We start from the raw sequence: 16169 nt of genomic DNA, 5'->3' as shown, positions 1-16169 counted from the left end.
GACCTGACATGACGACTCTGATCGACGTCCGCCTGCCCCACATGGGGTCGGTGGAACGGGCCGTGATCACCGCCTGGCACAAGAGCCCGGGCGACAAGGTGGCCGTGGACGAACCCCTCCTCGACGTGTCGACGGACAAGGTGGACACCGAGGTCGCCTCCCCGCAGGAGGGCACCCTGGTGCAGATCCTCGCCGCACCCGACCAGGAAGTGCCCGTCGGTGAACTGATCGCCCGGTTCGCGCCGTTGGACGCCAGCGAGGCGCAGATCGCCGCGGCGCTCGACGCGGGGGCGAAGACCACCGGGCCCCCGGAGACCCCTGTGGCGCCGCAGGCACCGGTCGCGGTGCCGACGTCCGCCACGGCACCGACCGACCCTGCCGGGACGACCGGACCCGCGCCTGCGGAGCGCGCCGCCGCCGGACGGACCGACCCCGCTCCTGCGGAACCGGTGGCCGTCGAGCAACCGGATCTGGACGGACTGTCCCTCGTCCTGCGGGACGCCTTCCGCCACCTGGCCGTCCGTGGAGCCGGCGGCGAGCGGGGCGGACCGACTGCCGGCTCACCGCTCGTACGGCGCATGGCCAAGGAGGCGGGGATCGACCTGAGCGCGGTGCCCGGCACCGGCCCGGGTGGGCGGGTCACCCGGGATGACGTACGGGCGTATGTCGCAAAGGGCGGCTCGACGGCCGCGGTCGACACCGCCTCACCTGTGCGGCCCGCCGTCCCCACGGCCCCCGCTGCGCCTACGACCTCCGCCACGACCCTTCCCCCCGGCTACGACGACCTCCCCCGCGAGGAGGTCCCGCTCAGCCCCGTCCGCAAGGCGACGGCCGCCCACATGGTGGCCTCGGTCAGCACGGCACCTCAGCTCACCGCGCAGGTCGACGTGGACTTCTCCCGGCTGACCGCCGTCCGCGCCGAGATCAACGCCGAACGCGCCCGCCGGGGCGACGACAAGCTCAGCTATTTGCCCTTCATCGCGCGGGCCCTGGTCGCCGTGACCGCCGAACACCCGGACATCAACGCCACGTTCACCGACACCCACCTGCTGCGCTGGCGGACGGTGAACCTGGGGGTGGCCGTGGACGTCGAGGCCGGGCTCTACGTGCCCGTCGTCCGGGACGCCCAGCGCCTCAGCCTCGACGGTCTGGCGCAGAGCATCACCGACCTCGCCCGGCGAGCCAGGGAGCGGCGGCTCAAGTCCGCCGACCTGGAAGGCGGGACGATCACGATCAGCAACTCGGGCAGCGTCGGGGGCGTCATCGCCACCCCCATCCTCACGCGCCCGCAGGTGGCCTCGCTCGGCGTGCCCGCGGTCGTGCGCCAACCCGTCGCGGTCATCGCGGACAACGGCGAGGAGTACATCGCCGTACGTCCCGTCGCCCGGCTCGGACTGACCTTCGATCACCGTGCCATGGACGGCTCCGGCGCCCTGCGCGCCCTGATCGCGCTGCAACGGGCCCTTCAGGAGTGGTCGGCCGACGCCTACCGCTGACCTCGCGCCGGACACCGGCACACCACCCTCATCCAGAGAGGCAGTCATGACGAAACTGCAGGACAAGGTCGCGCTCGTCACCGGGGCCGGACGCGGCATCGGCCGGGAGATCGCCCGCAAGCTCGGCTCCGAGGGGGCCCGGCTCGTGGTCAACGACCTCGACCGGGAACCCGCCGAGGAGACCGTCGCCCTGCTCGCCAAGGAGGGCATCGAGGCCACCGCCTTCCCCGGCAGCGTCACCGAGCCCGACTTCGGCGAACGGTTCGTGCGGGCGGCCCAGGACACGTACGGACGGCTCGACATCATCGTCAACAACGCCGGATACACCTGGGACTCCGTCATCCACAAGACGACCGACGAGCAGTTCGACGCCATGCTCGACGTCCACCTGCGCGCCCCCTTCCGGATCCTGCGGGCGGCCACCGGCGCCTTCCGCGAGGCCGCCCGACGGGACGCCGAGGCTGGCGAGCACGGGGTGCGCAAAGTCGTCAACATCAGCTCGGTCGCCGGGCTCGGCGGCAACGTCGGCCAAGCGGGCTACGCCTCCGGCAAGGCCGGCGTGGTCGGGCTGACCAGGACCCTCGCCAAGGAGTGGGGCCGCTATCAGGTCACCGTCAACGCGGTGGCCTTCGGACTGATCGCCACCCGGCTCACCGACGCCCCCGCGGGCGGCGGCGCCACCATCGACGTCGACGGCCGGAACATCAAGGTCGGCATCGGCGACGAGCTGCGCGGTGCCCTGGAGGCGGGCATCCCTCTCGGGCGCGCGGGAACGCCCGAGGACGCCGCGGGCGCCGTCTGCCTGTTCACCATCCCGGAGTCCGACTACATCACCGGCCAGGTCGTCGTGGCCGGCGGCGGACTCGTGATCTGAGCCGCGAACACACCGAGGAAGTGACATCACCATGCCGGGATCCGTCCTCATCGGCGGGGCACGTACCCCGATCGGCAAACTGCTCGGCGCCCTGACCGGTCTGTCGGCGCCGGAACTGGGCGCCGCCGCCATCGCCGGCGCGCTGGACCGCGCGGGCCTCGCCCCCGACCGGGTCGGGGCGGTGGTCATGGGCACAGTCGTCCAGGCCGGGGTGGGCCCCAACCCGGCCCGCCAGGCGGCCGTCTCGGCGGGACTGCCCATGAGCGTGCCCGCCACCACGGTCAACAAGCTGTGCCTGTCCGGGCTGCACGCCGTCGCCATGGCCGACCTGATGGTCTCGGCCGGACTGCACGACGTCGTGGTCTGCGGGGGCATGGAATCCATGACCCGCGCCCCGCATCTGCTGAGCGGCGCTCGCACCGGCTACCGCTACGGGCCCGCTGCGGTCCTGGACGCCCTCGACGCCGACGCCCTGGTGTGCGCCCTCGACGGTGTGCCCATGGGTGCGGCCACCGATCGCTACCAGGCACCGCTCGGCATCTCCCGCCAGGAGCAGGACGCGTTCGCGGCCCGCTCGCACCACCTGGCGGCCGCGGCGGCTCAGTCCGGGCGGCTCGCCGCCGAGATCGTGCCGGTGACCGTGTCCACCCGCCGGGGAGACACCACCGTCACGGCCGACGAGGGCATCCGGGCGGACACCACGGCCGAGTCCCTCGCCCGGCTGCGGCCCGCTTTCGACCCGGACGGCACCATCACCGCCGGATCGGCCTCCCAGCTCTCCGACGGAGCCTGCGCGCTCGTCGTCACCAGCCGGGACTTCGCCGAGCGGCATGGCCTGGCACCGCTGGCCGAGATCGGCGCCTACGGCACGGTCGCCGGTCCCGACCCGTCCCTGCTGGCGCAGCCCGCGAACGCCGTACGCGACGCACTGGCCCGCGACGGTTCGCTGAAGCCCTCCGACCTGGACCTGCTGGAGATCAACGAGGCCTTCGCGGGCGTGGTCGTCCACTCCACCCGCGAGCTCGGCGTCGACCCCGAGCGGGTCAACGTCAACGGCGGCGCCATCGCGCTCGGCCACCCCGTGGGCATGAGCGGCGCCCGACTCGTGCTCTCCCTCGTCCTCGAACTGCGCCGCCGGGGCGGCGGAACCGGCGTCGCCGCCCTGTGCGGAGGCGGCGGCCAGGGCGACGCACTGCTGCTGAGGAGCACCGTATGAACACACTCACCGCCCCGCTGATCGACCCCTCCGTCATCGGCACCGAGCACCCTCCCCACACCGTCCTCGTGGAAGCGGGCCGACTGCGGCAGTTCGCCCATGCCACAGGCACCCCAGGTGAGGCAGCCGAACGGCCTGTGCCGCCGACGTTCCTGTTCTGTCTGGAGATGGAACGCCCTGATCCCTGGGCCTGGTTGGCCGAGATCGGAGTGGACCTGGCCACCGTCCTGCACGCCGAGCAGTCGTTCGTCCACCACCGGCCCGCTTGGGCGGGAGAGCGGCTGACCTTCGTCTCGCGCATCACCGACGTGACCGCCAAGAACGGTGGCGCACTCCAGTTCGTCGTACGGCAGACAAGGGTGACGGATGAACTGGGCGCGCTTGTGGCCGAGTTGAGCAGCACGCTCGCCGTCGTCGGGCGTACCGGAACCGAGGGCGAGGCCCGATGACCGCCACGAGGAATGAGCCGACGACCGTCACGGCACCGCTGACCCGCACGCTGCCACCGGTCACCCGCACCGACCTCGCCCTGTACGCCGGGGCCTCCGGTGACCACAACCCCGTGCACATCGACATCGACGCGGCACGGCGGGCGGGTCTCGACGACGTCATCGCCCACGGCATGCTCTCCATGGCGTGGGCGGGGCGGGTACTGGAAGAAGTCGCGGGTCCGGGCTCGGTGCGGACCTACCGGATGCGCTTCACGGCACCGGTCCGGGTGGGCGACCGGCTCAGCGTCACCGTGCGCCCGGCCGGCGAGGACGTGGAGGTGCAGGTCGTCGACAGCGAGGGAGCCGTCAAGGCGCGCGGCACCGCACGGCTGGGTCCGGCCGTCCCCGGTACGGAGAGGAGCCGCGACCGATGACCCTGCCCGTCCCGAACCCGGCCCTGCCCGGCGTCGACCGGGACGCGCTGGCCCGGTTCCTCAACCGGACCGCCGGTCCATGGACCCCGCCCGCCGGGGAGATGCGCGTCCGCCTGCTGTCCGGCGGGCGATCCAACCTGACCTACCGCGTCGACTGGGGCCCGCTGCGCTGGGTGCTGCGCCGGCCGCCGCTCGGTCACGTCCTGAAGACCGCCCACGACATGCTGCGCGAGGCGCGCGTGCTCACCGCGCTCGCCGCCACCGACGTACCGGTGCCGCCCGTGATCGCCGTCTGCGAGGACGACGGGGTGCTGGGCGCCCCCTTCTACGTCATGGAACTGGTCGACGGGCTCGTCCTGCGCACCCAGGACGACCTCGCCGCCCTCGACGCCCCGACCGCGCGCACCCTCGCCCACGGCTTCGTCGACACGCTCGCCGATCTCCACAACGTGGACCCGGCCGGAGTCGGGCTCGCGGACTTCGGACGGCCCGAGGGCTATCTGGAACGCCAGGTCGGCCGCTGGAAGCGGCAGTTGGCGGACTCGACGTGCCGGACCGTCGAAGGGCTCGCCGAACTCGCCGACCGGCTGGGCGCCTCGGTCCCCCCGACCCAGCGCCACACCCTGGTGCACGGCGACTACCGGCTGGACAACGCCATCTTCGACCCGGCCGACACGGTCCGCCCCCGGGCCGTACTGGACTGGGAGATGGCCACCCTCGGCGACCCGCTCGCCGACCTCGGACTGTTCCACCTCTACTGGATCGGCTGGGCCGGCATCGACAACCCCATCGCCGGGACACCGGGCCTGCACCCGGCCTTCCCGCGCTGGGAGGAGCTCGCCGACCGCTACGCCGGACGCAGCGGGCTGAAACTGGACGACCTGCCCTGGTACATGGCGTTCGCCCACTACAAGCTCGCCGTGATCCTCGAAGGCATTCACTTCCGCCACCAGCAGGGACTCACCGTCGGCGACGGCTTCGAGTCGATCGGCCCGATGGTGCCCGAACTCGTCGCGCGCGGCCTCGCTCACCTCCACGGCTGACCCGCCGCCGATCCGAACGGAACACCATGGACTTCTCCTTCGACAAGCGCACCGAGGAACTCCGCGAGAACCTCGCCGAGTTCCTGCGCAGCCGTGTCATCCCGGCCGAACGCCACTTCGCAGAACCGCACTTCGGCCCTGACGACGCCGAGGTGCCCGGCGCTCCCGCCACCGGCTGGGGCCGCCCGGCCGTCATGGCGGAGCTCCGTGCCGAGGCGCGTGACCGCGGACTGTGGAACCTCTTCTTGCCGCACTCGCCCCTGGGCGCGGGCCTGTCCAACCTCCAGTACGCGCCCCTCGCCGAGATCACCGGCTGGAGTCCCCAGGTCGCCCCCGAGGCGCTCAACTGCGCGGCCCCCGACACCGGCAACATGGAACTGCTGTCGATGTTCGCCACGGACGAGCAGCGCGAGCGCTGGCTGGAGCCCCTGCTGGACGCCCGGATCCGGTCCGCCTATTGCATGACCGAGCCGGGAGTGGCCTCCTCCGACGCCTCCACCATGCGCCTGACCGCGCGGCGCGAGGGCGACGAGTACGTCCTGAACGGCCGCAAGTGGTGGGCCACCGGAGCCCTCGCCCCCGAGTGCGCACTGCTCGTCGTCCTCGCGGTCACCGACCCGGACGCCCCGCCGCGCGACCGGCAGAGCATCTTCCTCGTCCCCGCAGACACCGAGGGCGTACGGGTGGTGCGCGGACTGTCTGTCTTCGGCTTCACCGACGCCGCTCACGGCGGCCACGGCGAGGTGGTCTTCGACAACGTCCGGGTGCCCGCGACCCATCTGCTGGGCGGGGAGGGGGAGGGTGCCCGACTGGCTCAGGCACGGCTCGGACCAGGGCGTATCCACCACTGCATGCGGCTGGTCGGCATGGCCGAGCGGGCACTGGAGCTGATGTGCGCCCGCGCAGAGGAGCGCACCGCGTTCGGCCGCCCGCTGGCCGAGCACGGTGAGGTCCTCGCCTGGATCGCCGAGGCGAGGGTGCGCATCGACCAGCTGCGCCTGCTGGTGCTGCGGGCCGCCTGGCTCATCGACGAGGTGGGGGCACGGGAAGCCCGTACAGAGATCTCCGCCATCAAGGTCGCGGCGCCCCGGACCGCCGAGTGGGTCGTCGACCGTGCGATCCAGACGCACGGGGCGGCGGGCATGGCACAGGACCTGCCGCTGGCCCTGCTGTGGGCGCAGGCACGCGGTCTGCGCTTCGCCGACGGCCCCGACGAGGTGCACCGCATGGTCCTGGGCCGCCGGGAGCTCGCCCGGCAGCGGGAGCGGGCACAGGGCGCGGGAGGCGCACGATGACGACCCGTGTCCCGGCTCCCGCCGTCCCGCTCACCGCCCCGGTGCGGCTGGAGCGGGACGGCGCCGTCGTCCACCTCGTCCTGGCCTGCGGGGACTCCGGCAACGGCTTCGACCTGGACTTCGTCACGGCCTTGCGGGCCGCCGTCGAACAGCTCGTGACCTGGACGGGCGAACCCGACCGTTCAGGTGTGGGCGCGGTATTGCTGCGTGCCGAGGGCCCGCACTTCAGCGTCGGTGGCGACCTCAGGGCCTTCGCCGCGCAGGGAAGTGCCGTCGGCGGATACGTCAGGCGGGTCGCCGAGGCCGCGCACGCGGCCGTGCTCGGGCTGGCCGCGCTGCCCGTTCCGGTCGTCGCCGCCATCCAGGGAGCCGTCGCCGGGGGAGGCGTGGGGCTCTCGCTCGGCGCCGACCTCGCGGTGGCCGCACGCTCCGCCAAGCTGCGCCTCGCCTACACGGCGCTCGGCCTCACCCCCGACTGCGGGGCCTCCTGGTTCCTGCCCCGGCTCGTGGGCGAACGCCGGGCCCTGGACCTGGTGTTCACCAACCGGGTGCTCGGCGCGGTGGAGGCCGAGCAGTGGGGGCTGTTCAACCGCGTCGTCGACGACGCGGATCTGCCGTCCGTCGCCGGGGCGCTGGCGAGCGCCCTCGCCTCCGGTCAGGTGCGGGCCCTCGGGCGGGCCAAGCTGCTGGTCCGGGCCGGCCGGCTCGACGAACTGCGCGACCACCTCGACTGCGAGGCCGAGTTCATCGCCGAGGCCGCGGAACGCCCCGAGGTGGGGGCCGCCATGGGCCGGTTCGTGAAGGGCACGCGCCGCCCCTGAGTACGGCAGCGGTCCGCTCTCCCCATGCGGGGGAGCGGACCGTTTCGCGTGGTCGACGGTTCGCGGGGCGATACTCATGCTCGGTTGCCCTGGCCGCGGCACCGTACCGCTCGATCCGACAAAGGAGGCGGGCCCCGGACGCCGTGGCATCCGGGGCCCGCCCCTCAAGGGCAGCGTGGGGAGCGGTCAGGAGTCGACGGGTTCCGGTTGCGGCCTGCCGTGCGGGACGAGCACGCCGACCACCGTGGCCACCAGGGCGAAGCTCGCGCAGGCCAGGAAGGCCACCGTGTAGCCGGCGCCGGTGAACACCGGGCTGCCCCGGACCAGTTGACCGACGTTCTGGAGCAGGATGACGTACACGATCTGTACCGCCGCAGTCGAGCCCAGGGTCTGCAACAGGCCCGTCATGCCCGCCGTGATCGCCTGCTGTTCGACGGGCGCGGCCTCGATGACGAGGTTCGGCACCGCTGCGAAGGCGAGGCTGGCGCCGGCCGCCAGGACTGTGAAGCCGACGAGCACCTGCCACTTCTCGGTGTGCCAGAAGGCGGTGTACGCGGCGGCCAGGGCCATGATCAGTGATCCGGCGACAGCCGGGAACCGGGCGCCGATACGGCGCATCCGGAGGCCGACGATGAAACTCGGCACGCAGGTCGCGATGCCCGCGGGAACGGTGAACAGCGTCAGTTGCATCGCCGTGGACCCGAAGCCGTAGTCCCCGCCCAGGGCTCGGGGCGTCATGGCCATCATCGGCAGGATGGTCGTGTACGCGCCCACCGCCCCGTAGGCGAGGCCTGCGACGACGATGGTGGTGAGGACCGGGCGCTTGGAGACCAGCCGCAGGTCGACGAGGGGCTCGCGGATCCTGCGCTCCACGGCCACCCAGACCAGGAGGAGCACGAGACCGCCGATGAGGCAGCCGAGCGTCTTCGGCGAGGACCAGGTCCAGGTCGCCGCCTCGCTCAGGCCGAGGAGCACCAGACCCACACCCGCGCCCAGCAGGGCGACGCCGGTCCAGTCGAGACGGGACCGCGAGCGCACGGTCGACTCGGGGACCGCGAGCAGCCCCAGGAAGGCGATGACCGACAGGATGGCCAGGAGCCAGAAGACCGAGCGGAAGCCGTGGTGGTCGACGAAGTAGCCGGCGATGAAGGGCGCGCTGATCGTGACGACGCCCGTGCCGCCGACGGTGAGACTGGCGGCGAACGCGATCCAGCGCTGGGGCAGGATGTCGCGCATCAGCGAGTAGGAGAGCGTGGCCAGCGGCAGCATCAGGCCCTGGAGGGCGCGTCCCGCCAGCAGGGTGGGGAAGTTCGGCGCGAGGGCGGCGATGAATCCGCCGACGACGGCGCCGAGCGCGCCCACCACCATCACCTTCTTCTTGCCGTACAGGTCGCCGAACTTGCTCATCACCGGTCCGGCGACGCCCCCGACCAGGGTCAGCGAGGTGAACACCCAGCCGACCTGATCGGTCTGGTAGTGGACCGCGATCTGTGTCACCGCGGGCGTCAGCAGGCTGTAGGAGAGGCTGAGCACCTCCAGCGGCCACAGCAACGCGACGAGGATGAGGACGAAGGCGGTCGTGGATCGGACGGCCGGGGTGCCGCCGTCCTGGGTGGTGGTTCCGGTGGGGCCGTGCTCCGTGGTCGGCGGCTCTTGAGCCGCTCCCGAGTGGGTCTGCGTCATCGCAGCGCTCCTCGTGGAGGAGTAGGGAAGGGAAGAGTGACGAAGGTGCTCGTCGGCCCGGCCGGGGCGGTACGCGTGGGATGTGAAGATATGGGCAAGGTGGCCGAAAGGTTCCCCTCGCGGTTGTGCACACAGTAGGAGCGCGTCACTATCCGGTCAAGTGATTGAAACACTTGATTTGCAAAGAGCGTCGTGCTCAAGGCGTGCCAGTTGGCCCCTCGTCACGGAGTCGGCAGGGCGGTCAGGGCGAACGTGAAGTCCGCCGGGCATACTTCGAGCCGGTACTCGGGCAGCACGCCCGGGCCGACGGCGCCGGAGCCGAGGCCCTGGACGACGTGGTCGGTGTGCAGATGGACCGTCGCGCCCGCCTTCAGGTCGGTCTGATGGCGTGCCTCGGCCAGGTGCCGGTCGGTCCACCTGCGGGCGGCCAGGTTGAACAGTTCCGCGCCCTCGACGCGCAGCCCCGCCCCCGTGCCGTCGACGATCTCCGCCCAGCGCACATCAGCCCGGTTGCCGTTGTCCTGCGAGCGCACGTACGGCGTCTGAAGCTCGTCGACGCTCGCGTGGAAGAGGCCCACCCGGGCCGCCTGCCGGGAGTCCGGCTAGCACCCTTCGGAACGGGCCGCGGCGCGACCACCGGCGTATGGCCCGACGACAAGGGCTTCCTCGGCATGAGCGCCGACGCCGGCACCGGACTGACGCATATCGGAGCGCGTGAGTACGACCCCAGCACCGGTCAATTCATCAGCGTCGACCCCCTGCTCCAACTGGACCTGCACCAGACGCTGAACGGCTACAGCTACGGCATGCAGAACCCGGCCACGCACCCGGACCCGAGCGGCATGGGCATAGCGTGCGGCACCGGCAACGGCTTCGACATTCCGTGCCCCAAGAACGACTCCAACGGCGACGGTGTCACCAACCCCGGTAACAGCAACACCAACGCCAAGGGCAGAGACACCGATGTCACATGGGCGGACGAGGGACCGACGAACACGGACGTGAACGGAGACGGGTACATCACGCTGCTCCCAGGCGTCCACATTCCCGCCGAGTGGCACGGAACAGCGCAATTCGCGAGCCTCTTCTACGCACGACTGGACGAACTGTCCTACTACGGACTCGACTTCTACCTCGACCACCCAGACGAGCCTGTCGCCAAACTCGACATCAGTAAAGCCCTGCTGGAATCCTGCGACAAAACGGGATGCCCATCGGAAAAGAAATTCTTCTTCAACTTCTTCGCTGAAAATGTGGTCGCAGGTATCAGTGAGGGTGGAACATCGAGCGGTTCCGCCGGGCTCGGGCGGCTTCCATCCCCCAAGAATAAGAAGCAGAGCTCGGGCTGCCAGTGTTTCCTCGCCGGGACGGACGTTCTCATGGCGGACGGCACCACGAAGGATATCGAGCACGTCAAGGTCGGCGATGAAGTATGGGCCACCGATCCTGAGACCGGCGAAACCAAAGCCGGCGAAGTAACGCGCCTCATCAGCACCGAGAACGACAAGAAGTTCAACGAGCTGTCCATCGCGGCCGACCAGGGCATTGAAAACCTCACCGCGACCTACGAGCACCCCTTCTGGTCACCGTCGGAACAGCGCTGGATCGAAGCCCACCAGCTCAAACCCGGCATGACCCTCCTCACCGACGACCGCCGAACCGCGATCGTCACAGGCAACAGATCCTTCGCGCTTCACGCCAGGACGTACAACCTCACGATCGAGGGGTTGCACACGTACTATGTGCTGGCGGGCGAGACGCCAGTTCTGGTTCACAACTCCAGTTGCCTCATTGACGGAAGTGGTCCGGCCAAGGGGGTTCTTGAGGTGAGTGATCGTGTGAAATCTGTCGGTGCGGTGAAGAACTTCAGCCCGAAGGGCGAGAGGGACTTCATCTTCGATCCAACCACAGGACGCTTTGCGACTGGAGCCGACCAAGGTGTTGGCGGTCACGATTTCCTGGGGAGCGCGGTTGGTGCTGACAAGTCGACGATGGTCGGAGGTCGTCTTCGCCGGGGGCCGAATGGGGAATTGCAAACCAATCAATGGTCCGGGCACTATGGAATGAACTGGAATGACTCGACAAGAAAGGCTTTCCAGGACTTCATGAGTCAGCACGGGATAACCGTGAGTCACACCCCGAGCATGCATTGGTAGGCAAATTGGCATCCCTGGCGGATCCTCCTCATGAGGCAGGCGCGGTGACAGTAAGTGATCTGGTGGTCGAGCTCTCGGCTGTGCCCGAGAGTTGTTGGATCGCCTCTTCCTACCCGGATCAGGCCGGAGCCGTTGCATGGCTACCGCTGGTGCAGATCAGCAAGACGGGAATTTGGTTGGGGTTCGACCGGAAAGGGGTGTGGACGCTGGGAAGGCTCGAAGGTGCAGTTGAGTCCTCGGCGGGGAGCTTGCCCTCGTCTTGGGTGACGATCCTGGATGCAGACGAGAGGTCAGTCCGAGCAGGATTGAGCGCTGCTGCTGAACGGTTCAGACTGGCGCCAGAAAATGTTCAGAATCTGGTTCCCGTCGAAGATGTGCTAACGATGGCGATCAGAAGTCGAAGCAGTCACTGGGCGGAGCGAGCGGTCCACTGGATGTTGGATAGGGGTATCTCGCAGGAACATTTGGAGATCCTTCGGGAATTGTCCACTGCCAAATGGGCAAATCAGCGGACTCGGCATATCGCCAGGCGCCTAGTAAAGGCAGCTGAGTAGTGAAAGGCGGATGCCCTCCCGTACGTTCCGGGAGGGCATCTGGCCGTTTGACGGCAACGCTGACGGCAACGTCAGCGGACGACGGCTGCGGCACGTGGGTCGTCGGTTGAGTCGAGGGTGTTGCCCAGGGTGTCGATGGCTTGGCGTTGGAGCCGGAGTCGGACGTGGGCGTAGACGCCGGCGGTGACGCCGATGTGGGCGTGGCCCAACAGTTCCTTGATCACGACGAGGTCAACGCCCTGTTCCAGCAGCAGGGTCGCGGTTGAGTGGCGAAGGTCGTGGAAACGGATGCGCCGGAGCCCGGCCCGGTTGAGGAAGCTGCGGAAGCGGCGGGTGAGGTTGGCCGGGTCGAGAGGCCGTCCAGTCGGCGTGGTGAAGACGAGGCCGCTGTCTCTCCAAGCTGACCCTGCGATCTCACGCTCCTTGTCCTGCTGCTGCCTGTGCTCCTTGAGAGAGCGGATGCACTCGGTCGGGAGTGCGATACGGCGCTCGGACGCCAGGGTCTTGGTGGGCAGATGCGTGAGGCCGCTGGTTCGGGTGCGCTGGAGCGAATGGCGGATGCTGGCAGTTCCGTTGGTGAGGTCGAGGTCTTCCCAGTGGAGGCCGAGGAGTTCGCCTTTGCGGAGTCCGGTGCGCAGGGCGAGTGCGTACAGTGCGTGCAGTCGGTCGGCGCGGGCTGCGTCGAGGAACTGGCGGGCTTCGGTTGCGGTGAACGGCCGGAATCGCCGAGGACGAGGTGCGGTGGCCTTGACGTTCCGGGCGACGTTGCGGGGCAGTTCGTCTTCGCGGATAGCGTGCTCCAGCGCCGACTTGAGCACCGAGTGCACGTACGTCACGGTCAACGGGGACAGCCGCTTCTGGCAGCACTCGCCGACCGCGCAGCAGCTCTTCCGTTCGGCGTCTAGCTTTTGGGCGCAGCACTGGCAAGTGGTGCGCAGGCGGTCGAGGAAGGTGCGTACGTCTTTGGCGGTCAGCCGTGCGACCTTCTTGGTGCCGAGGCCGGGCATGAGGTGGAGACGGATGCAGGCGGCGTATAAATCTCATCCGTAGGGAGGCGAGGGTTGTCCTCGCCTCCCCGGCAAAGGAGGACCAGGTGAACGGATTCGGTCTGGTGGTACTCATCGTCGTTGTGGCAGCAGTGGCGGCGTTGGGCATGTGGTTGCAGGGCACGGGATTCCGGGACTATCTGCGTCGCAGGCGAGGGGAGAGGTGACGAGCCGACGCGAAATTCCGACGAAGCGAGCGATCGAATGATCCGGTACCTGGCAGAAGACGGTGGAGCCGCTTGGCCGGCACTTCTCGGCATCATCGCCACCGTGATCTTCTTCGTGCTGATCTACACCTTCATGCGCAACCGCTGAGAACGGGGCTGCGGCAATCCGTTGCGGGTGCGGTGAGGGCTCGCAACGGCGCGGCTCGTCTGGGCACTGATATGTCGGGAGGGCTGGCCCGTGGAGTACTCCTGTCGCCGCCAGAGAGATTTACCGGCCCTGCAACATCGAGGCATCACGATGCCGCTTGTCGTGAAGACCCAGCTCAGCCGAGGCAGGGTTCCTCCTGGGCATCATCCGGAGCTGAAGGTTAGTCCGGTTCTCCGATCTTCGGCACTTGCATCGGATGCATCTCGGCTCGAATGCGGTGCCAGCGTGCGGGGTGGCGCCACCGGCCGGAGGCGTCACGGGCGACGTCGACGCCGACTTCCACCACCAGCTCGGGTTCCACCAGCGTGACGTTCAGCGTCTCCCGGCTGCCCCATCCGGCGGAGAATGACCAGCCCGTCCACGGGTGGTCGGCGGTCACCAAGGTCAGCAGCGGCGCGATCGTGCGGCCGGCGGCCGCGGCCAGTGTGGTGGTGCGGCCGACGTAATGCAGGGGCCCGCCGGTGTCGTACCGGCCCAGCAGCAAGGACCGCGGCGCGGCGGGCGGACCGGTGACGGCGCCGACGATCGCCTCGCTCGTCTCGATCGGCTACTGGTGAAGAGGCAGTGTTCCGAAGCTGCGCAATTCCTCGGTGCTCGCCGCACCACCCTCGGAAAAGAACGACAGCAACCAAGCTGCTGTGCGCCCGGTCGCCCGCGACGGTGGTCTCCTGACTGACGCCGTATCTTGGGCAGGAGATCGGTTGAGTGTTCGGGGGACTTGTGCGGATCGCAGATCACGTTGCCTGGGATCGGGGTTTCCCGGTCAAGTACCTGCTGGTCCGTGAGGACGAGGAGGGCGAGGAGAAGTACTGGGGACGGTGCGCGAGCGTCGAGGGCATGTTTGTGGACAAGGTGCCGCCGAAACGCGAGGTATTGACGCTGCGAGGATGCACTCCCAGAGGTTCTTTGCGCGATGCCCTGTCGCGAGCCGCAGAGTCGACTGGGCTGCTGGGTGATGTGTGTGTCGAGGTATGGGACGACCAGCAGCCGCTGCAGTGGTGGACCCTGGTGGACGCTGTCGTCCTCGCCAACCAGCTGAACCGAAGCGACCCGGCCCTGGTGGATATCGTCGTGGGGGCTGGGGTCGAAGAGGAGCACGCCTGGGACCACACCCTGCCAGTGTCGCCGCAATTCAAACTGTTCGCGGGAACCACCATGGTCGCCAGTCCCGCTGGAGACTGCGTCGGAGTGGATGGGCTGTTTGTCTCGCGTGGGGCCCCGCCATCGACTCCACTGCACCTCATCGGGTGCGAAGCCGCCGAACCCTTGCTCGCCGTCTTGCGTCGGCCCCGCAAGTGGGACCGGGACTGGGTGCAATTGTGGGCGCTGGACCGCCACGGCGAGGTGATGTACCGCCACAACGTGTACCTGCGAATCGAGAAGACACAGCCGTCTGTGCTCGGAGGCGCCCTCGTCGACATCACACTCGCTGACGGCGGCGACGATCGGCCTCCGCTGTTGGCCCGGCCGATCTGGGAGACCTGGTATCGGGGAGCTCCGACAACCCGCAACCAATGGGCCCCGTACTCCGCGCAGGGTAGATCCGAGTGGCTTGACCTGACGGCCACCCGCATGAGCGGCCAGCGCCCGGACCGCTCTGGCCGCATCCATCATCTTGACGGCAAGTTCGTCACCGACGTGCCCGGCCTTCACTGCGCGATGGCAGAGGCCCTCGTGGGGCCCGGGGGCTACTTCGGGCGGGAGTGGAACGCGTTCAAGGACTGCCTGGGTGGTGGTTTCGGCGTGGCTTTGCCCTTCACCCTGGTCTGGCACGATGCGGACGTAGCGCGTCGAGCGCTGGCAGACGTCGTCTCGGACCCTGATGAGGGCCTCTCCTATTTCGAGGACATCATTCGGCTGCTCAAACGCTGCGGTGTAACCGTCGTTCTTCAGTAGCCGGGCACTCCGCGGCCCTGATGAAGGTCGGCGGAGGTCCGACCGCGCTATTTGATTCGCGCACGAAGCAGGACGATCGCGTGCGGAGGTCGCTCGGCCGAGACCGTCCGCCACGTGCCGATGGAGTGCTCAGCGTGTCGGGTCCGAGGTCAGAGTGTCGGTGACCGGTGATACGTGTAGTGCGTGGAAGATGCGATTTTGGGTGCGGTAGCCCTCCTGCGTGAGGCCTTTCCGGCAGAGGTCCGGCACAGCCCTTTGGGCTGGGAGGCCCTTTGGGCGTGGGAGCGCAAGCACGGCGTGGTGTTGCCTGAGCCGTACCGCACCTTCGTTGCCGAGATCGCGAACGGCACCGACGACGGTCCGCCAGACGAGGGGGGTCTGCTGCCCGTGGGAGAGAAGCCAGACAGCTGGGCTGCCTGGGAAGCGGACTGCTGGATGAGCCCGGAGCCGTTCGATGGCACCGCTGCACGCGTGCCCAGTCAGCCTTTCCCACTCAAGGAGGAATGGCAGTGGGAGTACGACTACTACGACCACAGCCGCCACTCGTTCCTGTTGCACCAGACCTACCAGCACGGCTCGGTGCTGCTGGGCAGCGACGGGTCCGGTGAGTACTGGACGCTGGTGGTGACCGGGCCGCAACGCGGTCGGGTCTGGTGGCTCAGAGACGGATGCGCCGCACCCTATGCCGACTCCCTCTCCGCTCTGCCGGGGGGCGATTTCCTGCACTGGGTGAGGGACTGGCATGTCGGACAGGGCTGGTGGCGGGCCGAGTAGCGTCACCACCCCCAGGTCGGGGCCACGACCGCTCTAATGGTCCCTTCGAACTTGATCGTCTGAGACGGGAACTGT

The 16169-nt window shown here is 69.1% G+C and carries 14 protein-coding genes and 1 pseudogene; 11 read left to right on the top strand and 4 right to left on the bottom strand.

Features of this window, described 5'->3' with window-relative positions; all coding sequences use genetic code 11:
- Positions 1–8: 8 nt before the first annotated feature.
- From M2163_RS05220 to M2163_RS05185, 8 genes are read left to right on the top strand one after another with little or no spacing between them, the layout of a single operon-like run.
- A complete protein-coding gene (locus M2163_RS05220) occupies positions 9–1496 on the top strand; it encodes a dihydrolipoamide acetyltransferase family protein (protein WP_280893229.1) in 1488 nt (495 codons plus the stop codon).
- Positions 1497–1542: 46 nt separating this feature from the next.
- Positions 1543–2370, top strand: coding sequence for an SDR family oxidoreductase (locus M2163_RS05215; protein ID WP_280893228.1), 828 nt, complete (start codon positions 1543–1545; stop codon positions 2368–2370).
- Between the two features lie 31 nt (positions 2371–2401).
- The gene (locus M2163_RS05210; protein WP_280893227.1) at positions 2402–3586 is read left to right on the top strand and encodes an acetyl-CoA C-acetyltransferase; all 1185 of its coding nucleotides are present in this window, start codon (positions 2402–2404) and stop codon (positions 3584–3586) included.
- A complete protein-coding gene (locus tag M2163_RS05205; RefSeq protein ID WP_280893226.1) occupies positions 3583–4035 on the top strand; it encodes a MaoC family dehydratase N-terminal domain-containing protein in 453 nt (150 codons plus the stop codon). The genes M2163_RS05210 and M2163_RS05205 overlap by 4 nt, the downstream gene beginning before the upstream one ends.
- Positions 4032–4451 carry a MaoC/PaaZ C-terminal domain-containing protein gene (locus tag M2163_RS05200; protein WP_280893225.1) on the top strand — a complete coding sequence of 140 codons (420 nt, stop codon included), beginning with the start codon at positions 4032–4034 and terminating at the stop codon, positions 4449–4451. The genes M2163_RS05205 and M2163_RS05200 overlap by 4 nt, the downstream gene beginning before the upstream one ends.
- Positions 4448–5494 (top strand): phosphotransferase family protein, encoded by a 1047-nt coding sequence (locus M2163_RS05195; protein WP_280893224.1) that lies wholly within the window; start codon positions 4448–4450, stop codon positions 5492–5494. The genes M2163_RS05200 and M2163_RS05195 overlap by 4 nt, the downstream gene beginning before the upstream one ends.
- Positions 5495–5520: 26 nt before the next feature.
- A complete protein-coding gene (locus M2163_RS05190) occupies positions 5521–6789 on the top strand; it encodes an acyl-CoA dehydrogenase family protein (protein WP_280893223.1) in 1269 nt (422 codons plus the stop codon).
- A complete protein-coding gene (locus tag M2163_RS05185) occupies positions 6786–7610 on the top strand; it encodes an enoyl-CoA hydratase/isomerase family protein (RefSeq protein ID WP_280893222.1) in 825 nt (274 codons plus the stop codon). The genes M2163_RS05190 and M2163_RS05185 overlap by 4 nt, the downstream gene beginning before the upstream one ends.
- A gap of 186 nt (positions 7611–7796) precedes the next feature.
- Here M2163_RS05185 and M2163_RS05180 read toward each other — a convergent pair whose 3' ends face one another.
- Positions 7797–9293 (bottom strand): MFS transporter, encoded by a 1497-nt coding sequence (locus tag M2163_RS05180; protein WP_280893221.1) that lies wholly within the window; start codon positions 9291–9293, stop codon positions 7797–7799.
- Positions 9294–9514: 221 nt separating this feature from the next.
- Entirely contained in the window at positions 9515–9871 is a 357-nt protein-coding gene (locus tag M2163_RS05175) for a hypothetical protein (RefSeq protein WP_280893220.1), read from the bottom strand.
- Here M2163_RS05175 and M2163_RS05170 point away from each other — a divergent pair.
- On the top strand, positions 9857–11449 hold the full coding sequence (locus M2163_RS05170; protein ID WP_280893219.1) for a polymorphic toxin type 43 domain-containing protein: 1593 nt from the start codon (positions 9857–9859) through the stop codon (positions 11447–11449). The genes M2163_RS05175 and M2163_RS05170 overlap by 15 nt on opposite strands.
- Before the next feature lie 625 nt (positions 11450–12074).
- On the opposite strand, the pseudogene M2163_RS05165 reads toward M2163_RS05170, so the two are convergent.
- Together M2163_RS05165 and M2163_RS05160 are read right to left on the bottom strand one after the other, a co-directional pair.
- Positions 12075–13037, bottom strand: a pseudogene (locus M2163_RS05165) (site-specific integrase); the annotation flags it as partial.
- A gap of 547 nt (positions 13038–13584) precedes the next feature.
- Positions 13585–13908, bottom strand: a complete 324-nt coding sequence (locus M2163_RS05160) for a hypothetical protein (protein ID WP_280893218.1) — start codon at positions 13906–13908, stop codon at positions 13585–13587.
- Positions 13909–14129: 221 nt separating this feature from the next.
- On the opposite strand from M2163_RS05160, the gene M2163_RS05155 reads away from it, so the two are divergent.
- Both M2163_RS05155 and M2163_RS05150 read left to right on the top strand, forming a co-directional pair.
- On the top strand, positions 14130–15320 hold the full coding sequence (locus M2163_RS05155; protein WP_280893217.1) for a barstar family protein: 1191 nt from the start codon (positions 14130–14132) through the stop codon (positions 15318–15320).
- Positions 15321–15503: 183 nt separating this feature from the next.
- Positions 15504–16094 (top strand): SMI1/KNR4 family protein, encoded by a 591-nt coding sequence (locus M2163_RS05150; protein ID WP_280893216.1) that lies wholly within the window; start codon positions 15504–15506, stop codon positions 16092–16094.
- Positions 16095–16169: the final 75 nt, after the last annotated feature.

This window comes from Streptomyces sp. SAI-135 (assembly GCF_029893805.1).
In the GTDB taxonomy this organism is placed as follows: domain Bacteria; phylum Actinomycetota; class Actinomycetes; order Streptomycetales; family Streptomycetaceae; genus Streptomyces.
The sequence above is the reverse complement of the archived record's forward strand: the minus strand, read 5'-3'. Positions and strand labels throughout refer to the sequence as shown.

Coding starts and splice junctions, on each gene's coding strand:
- M2163_RS05220 (WP_280893229.1), top strand. CDS start 9: ATGACGACTCTGATCGACGTCCGCCTGCCCCACATGGGGTCGGTGGAA.
- M2163_RS05215 (WP_280893228.1), top strand. CDS start 1,543: ATGACGAAACTGCAGGACAAGGTCGCGCTCGTCACCGGGGCCGGACGC.
- M2163_RS05210 (WP_280893227.1), top strand. CDS start 2,402: ATGCCGGGATCCGTCCTCATCGGCGGGGCACGTACCCCGATCGGCAAA.
- M2163_RS05205 (WP_280893226.1), top strand. CDS start 3,583: ATGAACACACTCACCGCCCCGCTGATCGACCCCTCCGTCATCGGCACC.
- M2163_RS05200 (WP_280893225.1), top strand. CDS start 4,032: ATGACCGCCACGAGGAATGAGCCGACGACCGTCACGGCACCGCTGACC.
- M2163_RS05195 (WP_280893224.1), top strand. CDS start 4,448: ATGACCCTGCCCGTCCCGAACCCGGCCCTGCCCGGCGTCGACCGGGAC.
- M2163_RS05190 (WP_280893223.1), top strand. CDS start 5,521: ATGGACTTCTCCTTCGACAAGCGCACCGAGGAACTCCGCGAGAACCTC.
- M2163_RS05185 (WP_280893222.1), top strand. CDS start 6,786: ATGACGACCCGTGTCCCGGCTCCCGCCGTCCCGCTCACCGCCCCGGTG.
- M2163_RS05180 (WP_280893221.1), bottom strand. CDS start 9,293: ATGACGCAGACCCACTCGGGAGCGGCTCAAGAGCCGCCGACCACGGAG.